Origin of the sequence: Pseudomonas sp. D1-1 (assembly GCF_051132225.1) — a bacterium.
Classification (GTDB): Bacteria; Pseudomonadota; Gammaproteobacteria; order Pseudomonadales; family Pseudomonadaceae; genus Aquipseudomonas.
Genome location: NZ_CP071676.1, coordinates 4,717,628 through 4,737,744, shown reverse-complemented (window position 1 = coordinate 4,737,744; position 20,117 = coordinate 4,717,628). Strand labels below are relative to the sequence as shown.

The window sequence follows — 20,117 nt, the reverse complement described above, 5'->3', positions numbered from 1 at the left end:
CAGCATGACTAACAAAATCATCCTTGCACTCGAAGCAGAGCAGATGACCAAAGAAATCCCTCCCTTTGCCCCGGGCGACACCATTGTCGTTCAGGTGAAAGTGAAGGAAGGCGACCGTGCACGTCTGCAAGCGTTCGAAGGCGTTGTTATCGCCAAGCGTAACCGCGGCGTAAACAGTGCATTCACCGTTCGTAAAATCTCCAACGGTGTTGGCGTAGAGCGTACTTTCCAGACCTACAGCCCGCAAATCGACAGCATGGCTGTGAAGCGTCGCGGTGACGTGCGTAAAGCCAAGCTGTACTACCTGCGTGACCTGTCCGGTAAAGCAGCTCGCATCAAGGAAAAACTGGCTTAAGTCCAGCTTCCGATGCAAAAAAAAGCAGCCTGCGGGCTGCTTTTTTGTTGCCTGCGATTTGGTCTTTGCGCACCCTGCATGGCTTCATTCCCGTTGAATCCGTGTACGCCCGTATCTTTCAAGAGTCTTTATGCCTGCCATCGATCACCCGCTGATAGACCAGTTTCTCGATGCCCTGTGGCTGGAGAAGGGGTTGTCCGATAACACCCGCGGTGCCTATCGCAGCGACCTCGCCCTGTTCAACGGCTGGCTCCAGGAAAACAACCTGGAGCTGGCCAATGCCGGGCGGGAGTTGATCCTCGATCATCTGGCGTGGCGCCTGGAGCAGAACTACAAGCCGCGCTCTACTGCCCGGTTTCTCTCTGGCTTGCGTGGGTTCTATCGTTATTTGTTGCGGGAAAAGCTGATCGCGGTGGACCCGACCTTGCGCGTGGAAATGCCGCAACTGGGGCGTCCGCTGCCCAAATCCCTTTCGGAAGCGGACGTCGAGGCGCTGCTGGCGGCACCGGACCTCAGCGACCCCATCGGTCAGCGCGACCGGGCCATGCTGGAAGTGTTGTACGCCTGTGGCCTGCGGGTCACTGAACTGATCAGCCTGACGCTGGAACAAGTGAACCTGCGCCAGGGCGTGTTGCGGGTGATGGGCAAGGGCAGCAAGGAGCGCCTGGTTCCGATGGGCGAAGAAGCGATCGTCTGGGTCGAGCGCTACATGCGCGATGGCCGTCATGACTTGCTGGGCGGGCGTCCCAGCGACGTGCTGTTTCCCAGCCTGCGCGGCGAGCAGATGACCCGCCAGACTTTCTGGCACCGCATCAAGCACCAGGCCAAGGTGGCCGGGATCAACAAATCGCTCTCGCCCCACACGCTGCGCCATGCCTTCGCCACGCACTTGCTCAATCACGGCGCCGACCTGCGGGTGGTGCAGATGCTGCTGGGGCATAGCGACCTGTCCACCACCCAGATCTACACCCACGTCGCCCGGGCGCGGTTGCAGGAGTTGCATGCCAGGCACCATCCGCGCGGCTGAATGAAGAACCCACAGGAAGTCGGTCGCCAACCTTGCATCACCGGCATTCGGCCATACGGGGCTTATGTGGTAGGCTTTCCCGGTTTGCACAGTGGGCGGCTGGAACCCGAATCTCTGCCTCGGTGTCCCCGCCTATTTGTTTGCCTCAGGAGTCCTCATGCGTTTGATCCAGATGTTCACCGCCGCCGCCATTGCGTTGGCCAGTACCTTTGCCATCGCCGATGACGCGGCCGACCAGGCGATCCGCAAAAGCCTCGCCAACCTCGAGCTTGAAGTGCCGATCGAGGCCATCTCCGCCAGCCCGATGTCCGGCCTGTATGAGGTCAAGCTGCAGGGCAGCCGTGTGCTGTATGCCAGCGCCGACGGTCAGTACATCGTCCAGGGCAACCTGTTCGCGCTCAAGGACGGCAAGCCGGTGAATCTCACCGAGATCACCGAGCGCCAAGGCATCTCCAAATTGATCAACGGTATCCCGGTCGCCGAAACCGTGGTCTACCCGGCGGTGGGCGAAACCAAGTCGCACATTACCGTGTTCACCGACACCACTTGCCCGTACTGCCACAAACTGCACGCCGAAGTGCCAGAGCTGAACAAGCGTGGCATCGAGGTGCGCTACGTGGCGTTCCCGCGTCAGGGCCTCGGCTCGCCGGGCGATGAGCAATTGCAGGCAGTCTGGTGCTCCAAGGACAAGAAAGCGGCCATGGACAAAATGGTCGACGGCAAGGAAATCAAAGCCGCCAAGTGCGAGAACCCGGTCTCCAAGCAATTCGCCCTCGGCCAGTCCATTGGTGTGAACGGCACGCCGGCCATCGTTTTGGCCGATGGCCAGGTGATTCCGGGCTACCAGCCGGCGCCGCAAGTCGCCAAACTGGCCCTTGGGGCGAAATGATCGTGGCCAATGCGCTGCAGAAGATCACGGCCTGGCGAAAATCTTCGCCGGGCCGTTAAACACAAAGTCGCGTTGCTGCGCGGCTGTATTCACGGCCGACCTTGTGTCGGCCGTTTCATGGGGAGTCAAGAGTGAATCCGGTCAAAGTAGGCATCTGTGGGTTAGGTACCGTCGGTGGCGGCACCTTCAACGTACTTCAGCGCAACGCCGAGGAAATTGCTCGTCGTGCCGGGCGTGGGATCGAAGTGGCACAAATTGCCATGCGCACGCCAAAGCCTCAGTTCCAGACGACCGGTATTGCGATTACCAACGATGTCTTCGAAGTGGCCACGAACCCTGAGATCGACATCGTGATAGAGCTGATGGGCGGCTATACCGTTGCCCGCGAGCTGGTACTCAAGGCCATCGAGAATGGCAAGCATGTGGTCACCGCGAACAAGGCGCTTATCGCCGTTCACGGCAATGAAATTTTCGCCAAGGCCCGCGAGAAGGGCGTGATCGTGGCTTTCGAGGCCGCCGTAGCCGGTGGTATCCCGGTGATCAAGGCGATTCGCGAAGGGCTGTCGGCCAACCGGATCAACTGGGTGGCCGGGATCATCAACGGCACCGGCAACTTCATCCTCACCGAGATGCGCGAGAAGGGCCGCACTTTTGAAGACGTGCTGGCCGAAGCCCAGGCGCTGGGCTACGCCGAGGCGGACCCGACGTTCGACGTCGAAGGCATTGATGCGGCGCACAAGCTGACGATCCTGGCGTCAATCGCCTTCGGTATTCCGCTGCAGTTCGACAAGGCCTACACCGAAGGCATCACCAAGCTGACCACCGCCGACGTGAACTACGCCGAGGCCCTGGGCTATCGCATCAAGCACCTGGGCGTGGCGCGCAGCACCGCCAGCGGCATCGAGTTGCGTGTGCATCCGACGCTGATCCCCGCCGATCGCCTGATCGCCAACGTCAACGGCGTGATGAACGCGGTAATGGTCAACGGCGACGCCGCCGGCTCGACCTTGTTCTATGGCGCTGGCGCTGGCATGGAGCCGACCGCTTCTTCGGTGGTTGCCGACCTGGTGGACGTGGTTCGCGCCATGACATCCGACCCGGAAAATCGCGTGCCGCACCTGGCGTTCCAGCCGGACTCGCTGTCGGACCACCCGATTCTTCCGATCGAAGCGTGCGAAAGTGCCTACTACCTGCGTATCCAGGCGAAGGACCATCCAGGGGTGTTGGCCCAGGTTGCCAGCATTCTTTCGGAACGCGGCATCAACATCGAGTCGATCATGCAGAAGGAAGTCGAGGAGCACGACGGCCTGGTGCCGATGATCCTGCTGACCCACCGCGTGGTCGAGCAACGCATCAACGATGCGATCGCAGCGTTGGAGGCGCTTCAGGGAGTCGTTGGCCCGGTGGTCCGTATCCGCGTCGAGCATTTGAACTAAGCAGCTACAAGCTTCAAGCTGCAAGCTCCAAGTAAAAGCAGATCCGCTTTTACTTGGAGCTTGTAGCTTACAGCTCGCAGCTCAAACCGAAGGTTTGCCCCTATGCGCTATATCAGTACCCGCGGCCAGGCACCGGCCCTGAATTTCGAAGATGTCCTGCTGGCCGGCCTGGCCACGGACGGCGGCCTCTATGTGCCGGAGAACCTGCCGCGCTTCACCCAGGAAGAAATCGCTTCCTGGGCCGGCCTGCCGTATCACGAGCTGGCCTTCCGGGTGATGCGCCCGTTCGTCACCGGCAGCATTCCGGACGCTGATTTCAAGAAGATCCTGGAAGAGACCTACGGCGTCTTTTCCCACAACGCCATCGCGCCGTTGCGTCAGCTCAACGGTAACGAATGGGTGATGGAGCTGTTCCACGGCCCGACCCTGGCCTTCAAGGATTTCGCCCTGCAATTGCTCGGCCGCCTGCTGGACTATGTGCTGCAAAAGCGTGGCGAGCGCGTGGTGATTGTCGGTGCCACCTCCGGCGACACCGGCTCGGCCGCCATCGAAGGTTGCAAGCATTGCGAGAACGTCGATATTTTCATCCTGCACCCGCACAACCGCGTCTCGGAAGTGCAGCGTCGGCAGATGACGACGATTTTCGGCGATAACATCCATAACATCGCCATCGAAGGCAACTTCGATGACTGCCAGGAAATGGTCAAGGCCAGCTTCGCCGACCAGAGCTTCCTCAAGGGCACCCGGCTGGTGGCGGTGAACTCGATCAACTGGGCGCGGATCATGGCCCAGATCGTCTATTACTTCCACGCGGCCCTGCAGTTGGGCGGCCCGGCCCGCTCGGTGGCGTTCTCGGTACCCACCGGCAATTTCGGCGATATCTTCGCCGGTTACCTGGCACGCAACATGGGGCTGCCGATCAACCAGCTGATCGTCGCCACCAACCGCAACGACATCCTGCACCGCTTCATGAGCGGTAACCAGTACGTCAAGGAAACCCTGCACGCCACGTTGTCGCCGTCGATGGACATCATGGTGTCGTCGAACTTCGAGCGTTTGCTGTTCGACCTGCACGGTCGTAATGGCGCGGCGATTGCGGGCCTGATGGACAGCTTCCGTCAGGGCGGTGGTTTCAGCGTCGAGGCCGAACGCTGGACCGAAGCCCGCAAGCTGTTCGACTCCCTGGCGGTGGATGACGCGCAGACCTGCGAAACCATCGCCGAGGTGTTCGAGCAGAGCGGTGAGTTGCTCGATCCGCACACCGCCATCGGGGTGCGAGCGGCGCGCGAGTGCCGCCGGAGCCTGGATATCCCGATGGTCATCCTGGGCACCGCTCACCCGGTGAAGTTTCCGGAAGCCGTAGAGAAAGCTGGCGTAGGAAAAGCGCTCGAGCTGCCTGCACATCTTTCTGATTTGTTTGAACGAGATGAGCGTTGCACCGTATTGCCCAATGACTTGAAGGCCGTGCAGGCCTTTGTCAGTCAGCATGGCAACCGCGGCAAGCCGCTCTGATCGCTGGAAGCTGTCACATCTTGAAGCCCGTCTCCTGACGGGCTTCTTTGTTTCTGCATGCCAAACTGGTCGGGTTTCGCCCAAGGAAGGACGGGCGAGTGAACTCGAAGGAAGTGCAGATGCTGTTCGTTAACCGATGCAAACCGGCGTTGAGCTGGATGATGGGCCTCGCCCTGATGTACTGGGGCCAATGGGGCGGCGCTGACCCGTCGACGCCTCCCGGGCAGTCACCGCTCGAAGCGGGCGAGAGACTGGTGCTCGACGCCCGGGAGCTGGACTGGATCAGGCAGAACCCGCGTGTCGTTGTGGCGTCGATGCAAATCCCGCTGTACCTGTTCAAGAATGCACAGGGAGAATGGAGCGGCCTGAACGCTGACATGCTCCATGCCATTGAGCGAATGACCGGACTTGAATTCATCCATCGGGAGTCGTTCTCTGCCGATCAATTGATAGAGATGCTGGAAAACGGCGAAGCCGACATGTCTAGTGTCCTGGCGATGAATGACGAGCGCCGGGCTGTGCTGAATTTCAGCCATGCGTTCGGCGGTTTCGACTGGGTATTCGTTGGCCGTGAGGGGGAGCCTGCGCTTCGTTCGCTGGATCAGTTGGCGGGCAAGGTGCTGGCGTTGCCGGCACGGCATGCCCTGGAAGCGGAAATCCGCCGCGAGCATCCAACCATAGCGCTGCGCACGGTGATGACCCCTGCCGAGGCAAGGGCGTTGGTGGAAAATCGCGAAGCCCATGCCACCATCGAAAGCGAAACCGCCGTGCACCTCTATCCTTCAGGGCAACTGCAGGTGGGGGGCAGTCTCGAAGGCATGTGGGAGCCAGACTATCTCGCTGTACGGCAGGATTCCCAAACATTGCTGGATGTCCTCAACAAGGCGCTGGAAGCGTTTCCCGCCGAAGACATGCGCGCGCTACGTTTCAAGTGGTTCGCCGAGAAAACACCTGATCAAGAACCGTCGTTCTGGTCGCGCATCCCCCTGCAGGGCTATTGGTGTGTGATCGCAGCAGGGGTGTTCGGCCTGTTGTCGCTGCTCTGGAACCGCCGCTTGCAGGGCCAGATCGGACAGCGCCTCAAGGCCGAGACCGTACTCAACGACCAATTGACGTTCCAGCGCGCCTTGATGGATGCCATTCCCGATCCGATCTTTATTCGAGATCTCGAAGGGCGGCTGATCATGTGCAACAAAAGTTATGAGGAGCGGTTCGCGACTCGCTTCGAGAAGCTGCGAGGCACGTGTCTGACGGAGTCTGCGGCAATGCCGGCGGCAACCGCCGAACTGTTGCACGGGGAGCTGATGGAGCAGCTGCGAACCCGTCAGCCCCGGTTTGTCGACCGCCAGCTGATGTTGCGCAGTGGATTGCAGGACATCTATCACTGGTCGGTGCCCTTTTATGCCGCCGATGGCCGGTTGCGCGGTGTCCTGGGCGGTTGGATCGAGGTTGGACGCCGGAGGGATCGTTCCAAGCGGCTGCCGGCTTGATCGATTGCATCCGCTGAGGCTGATATCCAGCTGTCATATTGAACGCGCATGCTCGGTTGAACAGGCCGCCGTTGTGCCGGTTCGTCGCGCTGGCGAACTTTCCGCCGGGCCGCGGGGTCACTTAATGTGCAGTTGTTTTTTTTCGGACTATTGAAGGGTGATCGAATGGAAAGTATCAGCCTGTTGCTCAATGAAGCCTTGAGCCCGTATCAGGTCACGCTCACGCCCTCCGGTACCAAAGGCGAATGCCTGGTAACGCTGAAGAATTCCTCGGGGGCCATCATGGTCGAGCGGCTGTTCAACCAGGCCCAACTGACCGACAAGCGCCAACTGACCGACGTGGTCGACGGCCTGCATCGCGATGTGCTGATTGCCGAGGGGCGGCTGGAGCCGTGTGTCATCGCGGCGTTACGTAACGTGGCGCGCGACAAGGTCATGCTTGCTGCCAATTGAGTGACATCCCGCGGGAACCTTCCTACGTTCTAGCGAGTCAGACTTTTTACCAACAAGAGCAAGCATTGTGCTCCGGTGCTTGTCGCTTGTTGTACGGACCTTTAAGGGTCACGTTTAACCCCGAGTTGTCTCCCCACTTCTCGGGGTTTCTTTTTGCCTGGTGTTTATGGCCACGGTGCTCTGCATCAGGCAAAACAGACCCCTTGTGGGAGCGAGCCTGCTCGCGAAAGCGGTTTGTCAGTCAATAGCATGTTGACTCGTCCGATGCCTTCGCGAGCAGGCTCGCTCCCACTGTGGATCTTCAGCTATCCGAAGAATTTGCCTCAGACGGCGCCGTCGGTGCGCAGCCTGGCGACCTGCTGCGCATCGTAGCCAAGCTCACCGAGCACCTCTGCCGTGTGCTCGCCCAATGCTGGCCCGACCCATTCGGCTGTTCCCGGTGTGTCGGAAAGCTTCGGTACGATCCCAGGCATCTTGAACGCCTTGCCATCCGGCAGCCTGGCTTGCAGGAACATCTCGCGGGCGAGAAATTGCGGGTCGCTGAACATGTCCTCGGCACTGAAGATCCGGCTTGCCGGCACGCCGGCCTGGTTCAACTGGTCGATGACGGCATCCAACGGCAGCGAGTTGACCCAGCGATCAATGACCCCATACAACTCGTCGCGGCGTTCGTCACGGCCATCATTGCTGGCCAGCTGCGGGTCGTTCGCCAAGTCGTCCCTGCCAATGACCTGCATGAAACGCTTGAAGATGGCGTCACCGTTGGCGCCGATCTGTACATGCTTGCCGTCGGCGCTGGTGTGGATGGACGACGGCGTGATGCCGGGCATGATGTTGCCGGTGCGTTCGCGGATGAAACCGAACACGTCGAACTCCGGCACCATGCTTTCCATCATGGCGAAAATCGCTTCGTATAGCGCCACGTCCACCACCTGGCCGGTCCCACCGTTGACCTCCCGGTGACGCAAGGCCATCAGCGCGCCGATCACCCCCCAGAGCGCGGCGATCGAGTCGCCGATGGAGATACCGGTGCGCACCGGTGGGCGATCCTCGAAGCCGGTGATGTAGCGCAGGCCTCCCATCGACTCACCGACGGCGCCGAACCCGGGCTGATCCTTCATCGGCCCGGTCTGGCCGAAGCCTGATAGCCGGACCATGACCAGCTTCGGATTCAGTGCGTGCAACACGTCCCAGCCCAGGCCGAGCTTTTCCAGCACGCCGGGGCGAAAGTTCTCGATCAGGATGTCGGCTTCGCCAAGCAGTTTTTTCAGGATCGCCAGGCCTTCGGGGTGCTTGAGGTTCAGCGTCACGGACTTTTTGTTGCGTGCCTGGACGAACCACCACAAGGACGTACCTTCATACAATTTGCGCCACTTGCGCAGCGGATCGCCGCCGTCCGGCGATTCGACCTTGATGACCTCGGCACCGAATTCACCGCAGATACGCGAGGCAAAAGGGCCGGCGATCAGCGTGCCGAGTTCGATGACCTTGACGCCGGCAAGAGGTTTGGCAGTAAGCGACATGACGGATCCTGTAGGACAAAGGCAGAACGAATAGAGCGTTTTATCATAGGCCGACCATCGTGGCCGCACGTTGATGGTCGGCAATTCGTGGATTAGCCGTCGCATCGGTTAGACTTGCCGCCTTTCCTCGTATCAAGAAGCCCGTTCATGGCCCAGCCGTCCACGACCTACAAGTTTGAACTGAACCTCACTGACCTCGACCGCAGCGTGTACGAGAATGTGAAGCAGACCATTGCCCGCCATCCTTCGGAAACCGAAGAGCGCATGACCGTGCGCCTCTTGGCCTACGCGTTCTGGTACAACGAGCTGCTGGCGTTTGGTCGTGGGCTGTCGGATGTCGACGAACCCGCGTTGTGGGAAAAAAGTCTGGATGACCGTGTGCTGCACTGGATCGAAGTAGGCCAGCCGGATGCCGATCGCCTGACCTGGTGCTCGCGCCGCACCGAGCGCACCAGCCTGCTGGCCTACGGCAGCCTGCGGGTGTGGGAAGGCAAGGTGATCCCCGCGGTGAAGAATCTGAAGAACGTGAACATCGCCGCCGTCCCCCAGGAAGTGCTTGAAACCCTGGCCAAGGACATGCCACGGGTGATCAAGTGGGACGTGATGATCAGCGAAGGGACGATTTTCGTGACCGACGACCGTGGCCAGCATGAGGTTCAGTTGCAATGGTTGCTGGGCGAGCGTGGCTGAGCCGTTGTGGGAGCGAGCCTGCTCGCGAAGAGGGCAGATCAGCTTGCATCTGGAAAAAAATGATTCACCGCTTCGCGAGCAGGCTCGCTCCCACACAAAATCTTTCCATTTTTCATGATTGATAGAGAAAACACCGTTACCCCATGCGCATAGAACCCCGCCAGTTACCCGCCACCCTGCCGTTTCTCGGTGACCTGCCGCCGTTGTTGACCCGTCTTTACGCAGCACGTGGCGTGCAGTCCGAAGCGGAGCTGGACAAGAGCCTGGCGCGCCTGATTCCTTATCAGCAACTCAAGGGGATCGATGCCGCGGTGGACCTGCTGGTGGTGGCGCTGGAGCAGCGTCAGCGCATCCTCATCGTCGGCGATTTTGATGCCGATGGCGCGACCGCCAGTACCGTGGGCATGCTTGGTCTGCGCCTGCTCGGTGCGGCCCATGTCGACTACCTGGTGCCCAATCGCTTTGAATATGGCTATGGCCTCACGCCGGAAATCGTCGAAGTCGCCCTGACACGCGCGCCGCAATTGTTGGTCACCGTGGACAACGGCATCTCCAGCGTGGAAGGCGTGGCAGCGGCGAAAGCGGCCGGCCTCAAGGTGCTGGTCACCGACCACCACTTGCCGGGGCTCGAATTGCCGGCGGCCGATGCCATCGTCAACCCGAACCAGCCCGGTTGTGAGTTCCCGAGCAAGGCACTGGCGGGTGTCGGGGTGATCTTTTATGTGCTGATGGCCCTGCGGGCCCGTCTGCGCAGCCTCGGTTGGTATGCCAGCAAGCCGCAGCCGAACATCGGCGAACTGCTCGACCTGGTGGCGCTGGGCAGCGTCGCCGACGTGGTGCCGCTGGATGCCAACAACCGGATCCTGGTGCACCAGGGCCTGGAGCGTATTCGCGCCGGACGCGCCCGGCCCGGCATCAAGGCCATCCTCGAAGTAGCCAAGCGCGATCACTCGCGCATCACTTCCACCGACCTCGGTTTCATCCTCGGACCGCGCCTGAATGCGGCGGGGCGGCTGGATGACATGAGCCTGGGTATCGAATGCCTGCTTACCGATGACCCGGCGCTGGCGCGGGACATGGCGGCGCAGCTTGATGGCATGAACCAGGACCGCAAATCCATCGAACAGGGCATGCAACGTGAAGCCATGGCCCAGCTCAAGGATCTGCCGGTGGAGTCGATGCCGTTCGGCTTGTGCCTGTTCGATCCGCAATGGCACCAGGGCGTCATCGGGATCCTGGCGTCACGCATGAAAGAGCGCTATTTCCGTCCGACCATTGCTTTCGCCGATGCCGGGGACGGCCTGCTCAAAGGGTCGGGCCGCTCGGTGCCGGGATTTCATATCCGCGATGCGTTGAGCGTTGTCGCGGCGCAGCATCCGACCCTGATCAGCAAATACGGCGGTCACGCCATGGCGGCGGGGCTGACGTTGCCGGAGGCGAACTTTGCCTTGTTTGCCGAGGCTTTTGACGCGGAGGTGCGCCGGCAACTACGTGAAGAAGACCTGACGGGGCGGCTGTTGTCGGATGGCTCTCTGGCGGTGGAAGAGTTCCACCTGGAACTGGCCCGGGCACTGCGCCATGCCGGGCCGTGGGGACAGCATTTTCCGGAGCCGGTGTTCCACGGCGTGTTCCAGCTGGTCGAGCAGCGAGTGGTGGGTGAACGGCACCTGAAGGTCATTCTCAAGACTGAGTGCGGTTCGGTGAAACTCGATGGCATAGCCTTCGGCATTGATCGGGAAATCTGGCCCAACCCCACCGTGCGCTGGGTAGAGCTGGCCTATAAGCTTGACCTCAACGAGTTCCGTGGCCAGGAAACGGTGCAGTTGATGATTGCTCATATCGAACCGCGGTAGCCGAACATAGGCCGCAATGCTCAGGCTCCATTTTGGCAAGGGGATTTATTGTGGTGAGGGGATTTATCCCCGTTGGGCTGCCTAGCAGCCCCCCAAATCCCATTGACTGGGATCACGACTGCTTCGCAGCCGAACGGGGATAAATCCCCTCGCCACAAACAGGTCTCGAAGCAAGCAGGGCGGTTTTTGACTTCTGAACCCTTCCTCCTCCCCGGTTGTCGACTAGTCTCTAAGCACTGCTTGATAGGCCTTGTGACGTCTTGTCGATTGTTTTGCCCGCGGGGGCGGGTGTTGCACCGTTTGTCACTCGTCGACTTTTCAAACAGAACCCTGGAGCCTGCCCACTGATTCGAGAGGTGCCCCATGAGTCTGCTGCTGGAACCTTATACCCTTCGTCAACTGACCCTGCCCAATCGCATCGCGGTTTCGCCGATGTGCCAGTATTCGAGCGCCGATGGCCTGGCCAACGACTGGCATCTGGTGCACCTCGGCAGTCGTGCCGTGGGCGGTGCCGGCCTGGTGTTCACCGAAGCCACCGCCGTCACGGCCGATGGCCGGATTACCGCCGAGGACCTCGGGTTGTGGAACGATGAACAGATCGAGCCTTTGCAACGCATCACCCGGTTCATAACCGCCCAAGGCGCCGTGCCTGGCATCCAGCTGGCCCACGCCGGGCGCAAGGCAAGCACCTGGCGGCCCTGGCTGGGCAAGCACGGCAGCGTCAAGCCGGAAGAGGGCGGCTGGGTTCCGGTCGGCCCTTCGCCGATTGCCTTCGACCCCCAGCACACCCAACCGAAGCAGCTCGATGAAGCACAGATCGCCGACGTCATCCAGGCGTTCGTCGACGCGGCCAAACGCGCCCTGACGGCAGGTTTCAAGGTCGTCGAGGTGCATGCTGCCCATGGCTACCTGCTGCACCAGTTCCTGTCGCCGTTGAGCAATCAGCGGCGGGATCAATACGGTGGGTCGTTTGAAAATCGTATCCGCCTGGTACTGCAAGTGACCGAAGCGGTCCGGGCCGTATGGCCGGAGGAGCTGCCGGTTTTTGTTCGGGTATCCGCCACCGACTGGGTCGAAGACGGCTGGAACCCCGATGAAACGGTGGAACTGGCGCGGCGATTCCGGGCGCTGGGGGTGGACTTGATCGATGTGTCGTCGGGCGGTACCGCCGCCAACGCCGAGATTCCCACCGGCCCTGGCTACCAGACGCGCTTCGCCGAGCGGGTGCGCAAGGAGTCGGAAATCGCCACTGGCACGGTCGGGATGATCACCGAGCCGGCCCAGGCCGAACACATCCTGCGCACCTGCCAGGCCGATATTATCTTCCTCGCTCGCGAGCTGTTGCGCGATCCGTACTGGGCGCTGCATGCCGACGACGACCTGGGCGGACGCAAGGCCACCTGGCCGGCGCAGTACCAGCGGGCGACGCATCGGGATCAGCCGATCCATGAGTCGGATTTGCGCGACTGAGCGGCCGCTGAAACAAAAAGCCCCGGTCTCATTGGCCGGGGCTTTTTGTTTATCAGGTGAGTTATTCGGTGGATGTACCGCCCTCATCGTCGGATCGCCGCCCGGAGCAAGCTCGCTCCCACAAATGAATCACAGGGCATTCCACTGTGGGAGCGAGCCTGCTCGCGAAGGCGTCATTTCTGACGCAGCAGGGCTCAGGGGTACTTACGCTTATCCGGCGCCGGCGGGAAGTACTGGTACAACCAGGTCTCGCTCAGCGTCCGGTCCTTGGAGCGAATGAACAGGCGCATCTCCACCGGGTCCACGCGGTCGTCGATCGGGTACCAGTCGAAGGTGATGCGATAACCCTTGATCGCGTCCAGCACCAGCACGTTGAAATCCTTGACCTCGCCGTGGGAGCAGGTCACCACCGGCTCGATGCCGGTGCCCGGTGGCAACTGATCGAGACCGCCACCGGTGAAGTCCACCGCGAAGCGCCGTGCCCAGACGGTGGGGTAGTGTTCGCCGGGAGCCCAGCCTTCGATGAAGCCGCCCATGCCGGAACGGGTGGCGTCGACGCGGGCCAGGTCCGTGCTGACCGGCGGCAGGGCGCTCCAGTAGAGTTTGTAGCCATAGTTCAACGAATCGCCGGCAGCGACCGGTTTTTTCGGCGTCCAGAACGCAACGATGTTATCCAGGGTCTCGCCGGTGGTAGGAATTTCCAGCAGGTCGACCGAGCCTTCGCCCCAAGCGGTCGTAGGTTCGACCCACAGGCTTGGCCGTTTGCTGTACCAGTCCACGGTGTCCTGGTAACTCTCGAAGTCGTGGTCGGTCTGCACCAGGCCGAAACCTTTCGGGTTGTTGTCGGCGAAAGCATTGAACTGCAGGGTGGCGGGGTTGTTCAGCGGGCGGCAGACCCACTCGCCGTTGCCGCGCCACATGGCCAGGCGGTCGGAGTCGTGGATCTGCGGGTGAATGGTGTCGCACATGCGTCGCTCGACGGTGCCGCAACTGAACATGCTGGTCATCGGCGCGATGCCCAACTGCTCGATGGCGGTACGCGCGTTGACGTGCGCGTCGACTTCCATCACCACCCGGGTAGGCTGGCAATCGATGTCAAAGCGGTAGGCACCGGTGGCGCTCGGTGAGTCGAGCAGGGCATAGACCACGAAGCGGGTGCTGTTCTTGTCCGGCGTTTCGAACCAGAACTTGGTGAAGTCCGGGAATTCCTCGCGTTTTTTCGCATACGTGTCGATGGCCAGGCCGCGGGCAGACAAGCCGTACTGGCCGGTGGCGTCCACCGCGCGGAAATAACTGGCGCCGAGAAACGAAACAATGTCGTGCCGGTCCAGCTCCGGTGCCTTGAACACCCGGAACCCTGCGAACCCGAGGTCGCCGGTGAGCTGCGAGGTATTGACCGTGGTCTTCTCGTAGTTGAACAGTTCCGGGCGAAAGTGTACTTCACGCGCCATGCGGGTCTTCGGGTCGACACTGTACATGCGCACCGGCTGCTTGAAGCCCATGCCGACATGGAAAAACTGCACGTCCAGCTTGCCGTCCAGTTCATTCCACAGCGAATGATTGGCGTCGTACTGGATGGCATTGAACTGCAAGGGGGACATCTGCGCCAGCGTCGGCGGCAGGACTTGCTTGGTGTCGACGTAGCGGCTTGCGGCCAGTCGCAGGGCCTGGTCTTTCAATTGGTTGAAATCGAAGGGACGGGCTTCGCCGTCGGCGGTCTGATCGGCAGCCCAGGCACGCGCGGCCATGAGCCCGGAGGCCGACAGTCCGGTGTAGGCGGCGAAGGCCATGGAGGCCTTGAGCAGATTCCTGCGGTGCATAAATACAACCTTATCTGAAGACAATCCCGAGCCGATCCTGGCAACAGAGACTGGTAAAGGAGTTCGGACATGCCTTTGGCCAAACGCGACGAACGTTAGAACAGATGCCTGAGAGCTGGATCGGTTCACCGAAACGCAAAATCATAGGGGAAATGCCCGCTTGGAGAGATGGGAAAGCGTGGCTTGGTTAAAAATTCTTACAGTTATTTCTGTTTTTGTGAGGATTCGGGAATTTTTTGATCAATTACTTTAAGACTGTCTTTCTACGCTTTGAATCGACGTAACGAAGGACAACCCATGACCAAAGTACAGAGCATTACCGAAATGCTGGGGATCTTTCCTGGCCTGACCAGAATACGGAGCAAACGCCCGCTCAGCCTGGAGGAAGCGAGGCTGGTCGAACGTTATCGAGAGTTGTCGGAAAGCGACCGGATCGCCATGCGTTATCTGATGGATGCGATGGGCCGTGCTTCGCGGTTTTGAAAGTCGTCGCAACGGGGCTAGCAGCCGGCCGCCCTTATTATGCTGACCAGTCCTGAGAACGTTCGCTGCGTTGATGCAGTATCCGCAAGACCTGTAATTGTCCGTCCTTGAGCCGATAGGGGGCAACGAACGGGTAGCGCGTCAGCACCAGCTCCCGAATATCGGGGACCACTGAAGGACGCCCCGAGCCGGGAAAACGTTGCAGTTGGCGCAGCGATTCCAGAATCGTGGCGATGACATCGTCAGCGCCTTCTGCGCCGAGTGCGCTTTGGTAATGTTCGTGGATCGAGTCGAGGTCACTTTGTGCTTTGTTGGTCAGTACGATGCTCGGCACGCTTTGCCCACTTAGCCTTCACGGCATCCAGATCGGTCAGATTCCCGGCGTCGGCATCCGCTATGCCTTCGCTGATCGCTTGCAGGTGCCAGGACTCGGCCTCTACGTATCGAACCAATGCACGCTTCAGGTGATATTGACGGTCGCGGTCGGTGGCGGCAGCCAGCAAGTCCAGCTGTTGGGCCAAACCTTCTTCCACGCGGAAGGACAAAACGGGCGAGGCCATGGGGATCTCCAAAGTGTATACGTTGTAGACACACTAGGCGGTACCAGGTTTTCCGTCAACCGGCGAGCGTGCGCCGATCGACGAAAACCTTAGCAGGACGAACTCATGGCAGGCGTTGGCATGTGTTGCCAACATTGTCTCGTATCAATGCTTGAACATCACATGCCGCACCACCGTGTAATCCTCCAGCCCATACATCGACATGTCTTTGCCATAGCCAGAACGTTTCTGACCGCCATGGGGCATTTCGCTGACGAGCATGAAGTGCGTATTCACCCAGGTGCAGCCGTATTGCAGGCGTGCCGACAAGCGATGGGCACGGCCGATGTCGGCGGTCCACACCGATGAGGCCAGGCCGTAGTCCGAATCGTTGGCCCAGGCCAGCACTTGTGCTTCCTCAAGGAATGGCGTGACGGACACCACAGGACCGAACACTTCGCGGCGGACAATTTCGTCGTCCTGCTGGACGTCGGCCAGCACCGTCGGTTCGAAGAAGAAGCCGTTGCCGTCCACGGCCTTGCCACCGGTGACCAGGCGGATGTGGGGCTGGGCGATGGCCCGCTCGACGAAGCCGGCCACGCGGTCGCGGTGCTGAGCGGTGATCAACGGTCCCATCTCGGTATCGGGTTCGTTCTGCAGGCCGTACTTGATACTGGCGACGGCGGCGCCGAGTTTTTCGACAAATTTGTCGTAGATGCCTTGCTGGGCATAGATGCGGCAGGCGGCCGTGCAGTCCTGGCCGGCGTTGTAGAAGCCGAAGGTGCGGATGCCTTCCACCGCAGCATCAATGTCGGCGTCATCGAAGATGATCACCGGGGCCTTGCCGCCCAGCTCCATGTGCGTGCGCTTGACGCTCTCGGCGGTGCTGGAAATGATGTTCGAGCCGGTGGCGATGGACCCGGTCAGGGAAACCATGCGGACTTTCGGGTGCGTGACGAGCGGCTGGCCGACGGTTTGCCCGCGTCCGAAAACGACGTTGAGCACACCTGCCGGGAAAATTTCCGACGCCAGTTCCGCCAGGCGCAACGCGGTCAGTGGCGTCTGTTCCGACGGCTTGAGCACCACCGTATTACCGGCGGCCAGGGCCGGGGCGATTTTCCAGGCGACCATCATCAACGGGTAGTTCCACGGGGCGATGGAAGCGATCACGCCCACCGGGTCGCGACGGATCATCGAGGTGTGCCCCGGCAGGTACTCGCCGCCCGCCGAGCCGTTCATGCAACGGCTGGCGCCGGCGAAGAAACGGAACACATCGGCGATCGCCGGGATTTCATCGTTCAGCGCGGCGCTCAATGGCTTGCCGCAGTTGTCCGATTCGAGCCTGGCCAGTTCTTCACCATTGGCCTCGATGGCATCGGCCAGCTTGAGCAGCAGCAGGGAGCGGTCCTTGGGCGGCACTTGCGACCAGGCATCGAAAGCGCTGTCGGCGGCGCGCACGGCGGCATCGACCTGGGCTTCGCTGGCTTCATTTATTTCCACCAGGACCCGGCCCAGCGCCGGATTAAAAACGGCCTGGCCAGGGCCGTCGCCGTTCACCAGATGGCCGTTGATCAACAGTTTGGTTTGCATGTCCGTGTCCTCTTGAACGCTGTTGTTTTCCTGTGGGAGCGAGCCTGCTCGCGATGGCGATGCAACAGTCGACATCTCTGCTGAATGCCGATCTGTCATCGCGAGCAGGCTCGCTCCCACATGGGATAGTTTTCATTGGGGCCTGGGTTACTTCCCACCACTCCCCGCCACGCTCTCCCCACCGCGCGTCAGGTAATACGCGCCGAGTATCGGCAGCATCGTCACCAACATCACCAGCATCGCCACCACATTGGTCACTGGCACGTCGCGAGGGCGGCTGAGCTGGTTGAGCAGCCAGAGCGGCAGCGTGCGCTCATGGCCGGCGGTGAACGTGGTGACGATGATTTCATCGAACGACAAGGCAAACGCCAGCATCCCGCCGGCCAGCAAGGCCGACCCCAGATTAGGCAGGACGATGTAGCGAAAGGTCTGCCAGCCGTCGGCGCCCAGGTCCATCGACGCTTCGATCAGGCTGTGGGAGGTGCGGCGCAGACGGGCGATGACGTTGTTGTAGACGATCACCACGCAGAAGGTCGCATGACCGACGATGATGGTGAACATGCCGGGTTCGATGCCCAGGGTCTTGAAGGTCGCCAACAGCGCGATGCCGGTGATGATCCCTGGCAGCGCAATCGGCAGGATCAGCATCAGCGAGATACCCTGCTTGCCGAAAAAATCACGGCGGTACAGTGCCGCAGACGCGAGTGTGCCGAGCACCATGGCGATCAGGGTGGCGACGGCTGCGATCTGCAATGACAACTTGATCGCCTCCAGCACGTCCGGGCGCGAGAAGGCGACGCTGAACCACTTCAGGGTCAGGCCCTTGGGCGGGAAGCTGAACGCAGCGTCTTCGGTGTTGAAGGCATAGAGGAAAATGATCAGGATCGGGAAATGCAGGAACACCAGCCCGCCCCATGCCGCTATCCGCAAGCCCCACGAAGCCTTGGAGTCAGAGTGCATCGAAAGCCCCCAGTCGCTTGACGACAGACAGATAGATGGCAATCAGCACGATGGGCACCAGCGTGAACGCCGCGGCCATGGGCATGTTGCCGATGGCGCCTTGCTGGGCGTAGACCATGCTGCCAACGAAGTAGCCCGGCGGGCCCACCAGTTGGGGCACGATGAAATCCCCCAGGGTCAGCGAAAAGGTGAAGATCGAGCCGGCGGCAATGCCCGGGATCGACAGCGGCAGGATTACCTGCATGAAGGTCTGGCGTGGCCTGGCGCCGAGGTCCGCCGAAGCTTGCAGCAGCGACGGCGGCAGCCGTTCCAGGGAGGCCTGGATCGGCAGGATCATGAACGGCAGCCAGATGTAGACGAACACCAGGAAGCGCCCCAGGTGCGAAGTAGACAGCGTGCTGCCACCGACGCCGGGAATGCCCAGCACGAACTGCAACACCGGCCCCAGCCCCAGGTGCTGGATGAACCACTGCGCCACGCCGCCCTTGGCCAGCAGCAGTGTCCAGGCGTAGGCCTTGACGATGTAGCTGGCCCACATCGGCAGCATCACCGCGATGTAGAAAAACGCCTTGGTCTTGCCGCTGGTGTAGCGCGCCATGTAGTAGGCGATCGGGAAGGCGACAATGGCGCTGGCGATGGACACCGCGATCGCCATGGTCAATGTCCGCGCAATGATGTCGAAATTCGACGGCTGGAACAGCGCCGAAAAATTCGCCAGGGTCAGGTCCGGCGTGACCGCCATGGTGAAGTCGTCGAAGGTATAGAAGCCTTGCCACAGCAAGGTCAGCAGCGAGCCCAGGTAGATCGCGCCAAACCAGATCAGCGGTGGCACCAGCAACAGCGACAGGTACAGGTTGGGACGCCGGTACAGCAGGTTCGAAAAGCGTCGCAACGGCGAACCGTGTGTCTCGGTTCGAGTCATGGCCAGGGTGCTCATCTCAGGCCTCGCTGCCGGCGGTATCGTGCAGGGCAACCATTGCCTCGCGGGCCCAGCGTACGGCGCGATGCTGGCCGGTATGGTGCTGGGCGCCGCTGTCGTTCCATTGGCTGTTGGCTTGGCTGAGGCTCAAGGTCTGGCCGTTTTCCAGCTTCAACTCGTAGCGCGTGGCGCTGCCCTGGTACTGGATGTCGTGAAGCAGACCGCTGACTTCGATTTCATCGCCGGCCAGCGGACCTTCGGCAAAGCGCACATGTTCCGGGCGGATCGAGAACGGCTGTGGATAACCGCTCAGTTGCCTGGCCAACTCACCGCGAATCACGTTGGAAGTGCCGACGAATTCGGCGACGAAGGTGGTGGCCGGCTTCATGTACAGGTTGCGTGGGGTATCGACCTGTTCGATCCGGCCCTTGTTGAACACCGCCACGCGGTCGGACATCGACAAGGCCTCGGTCTGGTCGTGGGTAACGAAGATGAAGGTGATACCCAACTGGCGTTGCAGTTTTTTCAACTCGCTTTGCATCTGTTCGCGCAGCTTCAGGTCGAGCGCGCCCAACGGTTCATCCAGCAGCAACACACGCGGGCGATTGACCAGCGCGCGGGCCAGGGCAACGCGCTGGCGCTGGCCACCGGACAGTTGCACCGGCTTGCGTTCGCCATAGCCGCCCAGGGCAACCATCTCCAGCGCTTCATCGGCGCGCCTGATGCGCTCGGCCTTGGCGACGCCTTTGACTTTCAGGCCGTAGGCGACGTTGTCGCGTACGTTCATGTGCGGGAACAGGGCGTAGTCCTGGAACACCGTGTTGACGTCCCGCTGATACGGCGCGAGCCCTACGGCTTCCTCCCCATGGATGCGAATCGAACCGGCGCTGGGCTGCTCGAACCCGGCAATCAGCCGCAGGCAAGTGGTCTTGCCCGAGCCGGACGGGCCGAGCATGGAAAAGAACTCGCCGTCCTGGATGTCGATGGAGACCCGGTCAACGGCCTTCACCTCGCCGAATTGACGGGAAACGTGAGTGAACTGGACGGCAAGCGTCATGGTGCGGTGCTCCAGAAAGCGGGGCGTTAATCCGTGTTATTGAGGCACAAA

The 20,117-nt window shown here is 61.0% G+C and carries 19 protein-coding genes; 11 read left to right on the top strand and 8 right to left on the bottom strand.

The window, feature by feature from the left end; genetic code table 11:
- Positions 1 to 4: 4 nt before the first annotated feature.
- From rplS to J3P86_RS21245, 7 genes are all read left to right on the top strand, one after another.
- Positions 5 to 355: a 50S ribosomal protein L19 gene (gene rplS, locus J3P86_RS21275; RefSeq protein WP_305499028.1), complete on the top strand. Its 351-nt coding sequence runs from the start codon at positions 5 to 7 to the stop codon at positions 353 to 355.
- A 130-nt stretch (positions 356 to 485) separates the two neighbouring features.
- Positions 486 to 1,382 (top strand): site-specific tyrosine recombinase XerD, encoded by an 897-nt coding sequence (xerD, locus tag J3P86_RS21270; protein ID WP_434628607.1) that lies wholly within the window; start codon positions 486 to 488, stop codon positions 1,380 to 1,382.
- 157 nt (positions 1,383 to 1,539) lie between these two features.
- On the top strand, positions 1,540 to 2,271 hold the full coding sequence (locus J3P86_RS21265; protein WP_305499030.1) for a DsbC family protein: 732 nt from the start codon (positions 1,540 to 1,542) through the stop codon (positions 2,269 to 2,271).
- Between the two features lie 131 nt (positions 2,272 to 2,402).
- Positions 2,403 to 3,707, top strand: a complete 1,305-nt coding sequence (locus J3P86_RS21260; protein ID WP_305499031.1) for a homoserine dehydrogenase — start codon at positions 2,403 to 2,405, stop codon at positions 3,705 to 3,707.
- Between the two features lie 102 nt (positions 3,708 to 3,809).
- Complete coding sequence (gene thrC / locus J3P86_RS21255) at positions 3,810 to 5,219, top strand: threonine synthase (RefSeq protein WP_305499032.1); 1,410 nt, start codon at positions 3,810 to 3,812, stop codon at positions 5,217 to 5,219.
- Between the two features lie 119 nt (positions 5,220 to 5,338).
- Complete coding sequence (locus J3P86_RS21250; RefSeq protein WP_434700672.1) at positions 5,339 to 6,709, top strand: transporter substrate-binding domain-containing protein; 1,371 nt, start codon at positions 5,339 to 5,341, stop codon at positions 6,707 to 6,709.
- A gap of 165 nt (positions 6,710 to 6,874) precedes the next feature.
- A complete protein-coding gene (locus tag J3P86_RS21245; protein WP_305499033.1) occupies positions 6,875 to 7,162 on the top strand; it encodes a DUF3509 domain-containing protein in 288 nt (95 codons plus the stop codon).
- A gap of 323 nt (positions 7,163 to 7,485) precedes the next feature.
- Here the strand turns inward: J3P86_RS21245 and J3P86_RS21240 are convergent, their stop codons facing one another.
- Positions 7,486 to 8,685, bottom strand: a complete 1,200-nt coding sequence (locus J3P86_RS21240) for a CaiB/BaiF CoA transferase family protein (RefSeq protein ID WP_434628615.1) — start codon at positions 8,683 to 8,685, stop codon at positions 7,486 to 7,488.
- A gap of 147 nt (positions 8,686 to 8,832) precedes the next feature.
- Between J3P86_RS21240 and J3P86_RS21235 the strand changes: the two genes are divergently transcribed.
- From J3P86_RS21235 to J3P86_RS21225, 3 genes are all read left to right on the top strand, one after another.
- A complete protein-coding gene (locus J3P86_RS21235; RefSeq protein ID WP_047227511.1) occupies positions 8,833 to 9,375 on the top strand; it encodes a YaeQ family protein in 543 nt (180 codons plus the stop codon).
- A 143-nt stretch (positions 9,376 to 9,518) separates the two neighbouring features.
- Complete coding sequence (gene recJ / locus J3P86_RS21230; RefSeq protein ID WP_434601749.1) at positions 9,519 to 11,228, top strand: single-stranded-DNA-specific exonuclease RecJ; 1,710 nt, start codon at positions 9,519 to 9,521, stop codon at positions 11,226 to 11,228.
- 363 nt (positions 11,229 to 11,591) lie between these two features.
- Complete coding sequence (locus J3P86_RS21225) at positions 11,592 to 12,698, top strand: NADH:flavin oxidoreductase/NADH oxidase (protein ID WP_434628620.1); 1,107 nt, start codon at positions 11,592 to 11,594, stop codon at positions 12,696 to 12,698.
- A gap of 194 nt (positions 12,699 to 12,892) precedes the next feature.
- Here the strand turns inward: J3P86_RS21225 and J3P86_RS21220 are convergent, their stop codons facing one another.
- On the bottom strand, positions 12,893 to 14,518 hold the full coding sequence (locus tag J3P86_RS21220) for a glucan biosynthesis protein D (RefSeq protein ID WP_434698783.1): 1,626 nt from the start codon (positions 14,516 to 14,518) through the stop codon (positions 12,893 to 12,895).
- Positions 14,519 to 14,815: 297 nt separating this feature from the next.
- Between J3P86_RS21220 and J3P86_RS21215 the strand changes: the two genes are divergently transcribed.
- Positions 14,816 to 15,001: a hypothetical protein gene (locus J3P86_RS21215; protein ID WP_434628624.1), complete on the top strand. Its 186-nt coding sequence runs from the start codon at positions 14,816 to 14,818 to the stop codon at positions 14,999 to 15,001.
- Positions 15,002 to 15,038: 37 nt separating this feature from the next.
- Here the strand turns inward: J3P86_RS21215 and J3P86_RS21210 are convergent, their stop codons facing one another.
- The 6 genes from J3P86_RS21210 to J3P86_RS21185 form a co-directional block, all read right to left on the bottom strand.
- Positions 15,039 to 15,335: a type II toxin-antitoxin system RelE/ParE family toxin gene (locus J3P86_RS21210; RefSeq protein WP_434628626.1), complete on the bottom strand. Its 297-nt coding sequence runs from the start codon at positions 15,333 to 15,335 to the stop codon at positions 15,039 to 15,041.
- Positions 15,298 to 15,561 (bottom strand): CopG family ribbon-helix-helix protein, encoded by a 264-nt coding sequence (locus tag J3P86_RS21205; RefSeq protein ID WP_434628628.1) that lies wholly within the window; start codon positions 15,559 to 15,561, stop codon positions 15,298 to 15,300. Before J3P86_RS21205 ends, J3P86_RS21210 begins: the two co-directional genes overlap by 38 nt.
- A gap of 144 nt (positions 15,562 to 15,705) precedes the next feature.
- The gene (locus tag J3P86_RS21200) at positions 15,706 to 17,130 is read right to left on the bottom strand and encodes a gamma-aminobutyraldehyde dehydrogenase (protein ID WP_434698782.1); all 1,425 of its coding nucleotides are present in this window, start codon (positions 17,128 to 17,130) and stop codon (positions 15,706 to 15,708) included.
- Between the two features lie 147 nt (positions 17,131 to 17,277).
- Positions 17,278 to 18,090, bottom strand: a complete 813-nt coding sequence (locus J3P86_RS21195; RefSeq protein WP_434628632.1) for an ABC transporter permease — start codon at positions 18,088 to 18,090, stop codon at positions 17,278 to 17,280.
- Positions 18,080 to 19,027, bottom strand: a complete 948-nt coding sequence (locus tag J3P86_RS21190; RefSeq protein WP_434572044.1) for an ABC transporter permease — start codon at positions 19,025 to 19,027, stop codon at positions 18,080 to 18,082. Before J3P86_RS21190 ends, J3P86_RS21195 begins: the two co-directional genes overlap by 11 nt.
- Position 19,028: 1 nt before the next feature.
- The gene (locus J3P86_RS21185) at positions 19,029 to 20,066 is read right to left on the bottom strand and encodes an ABC transporter ATP-binding protein (protein WP_434698781.1); all 1,038 of its coding nucleotides are present in this window, start codon (positions 20,064 to 20,066) and stop codon (positions 19,029 to 19,031) included.
- Positions 20,067 to 20,117: the final 51 nt, after the last annotated feature.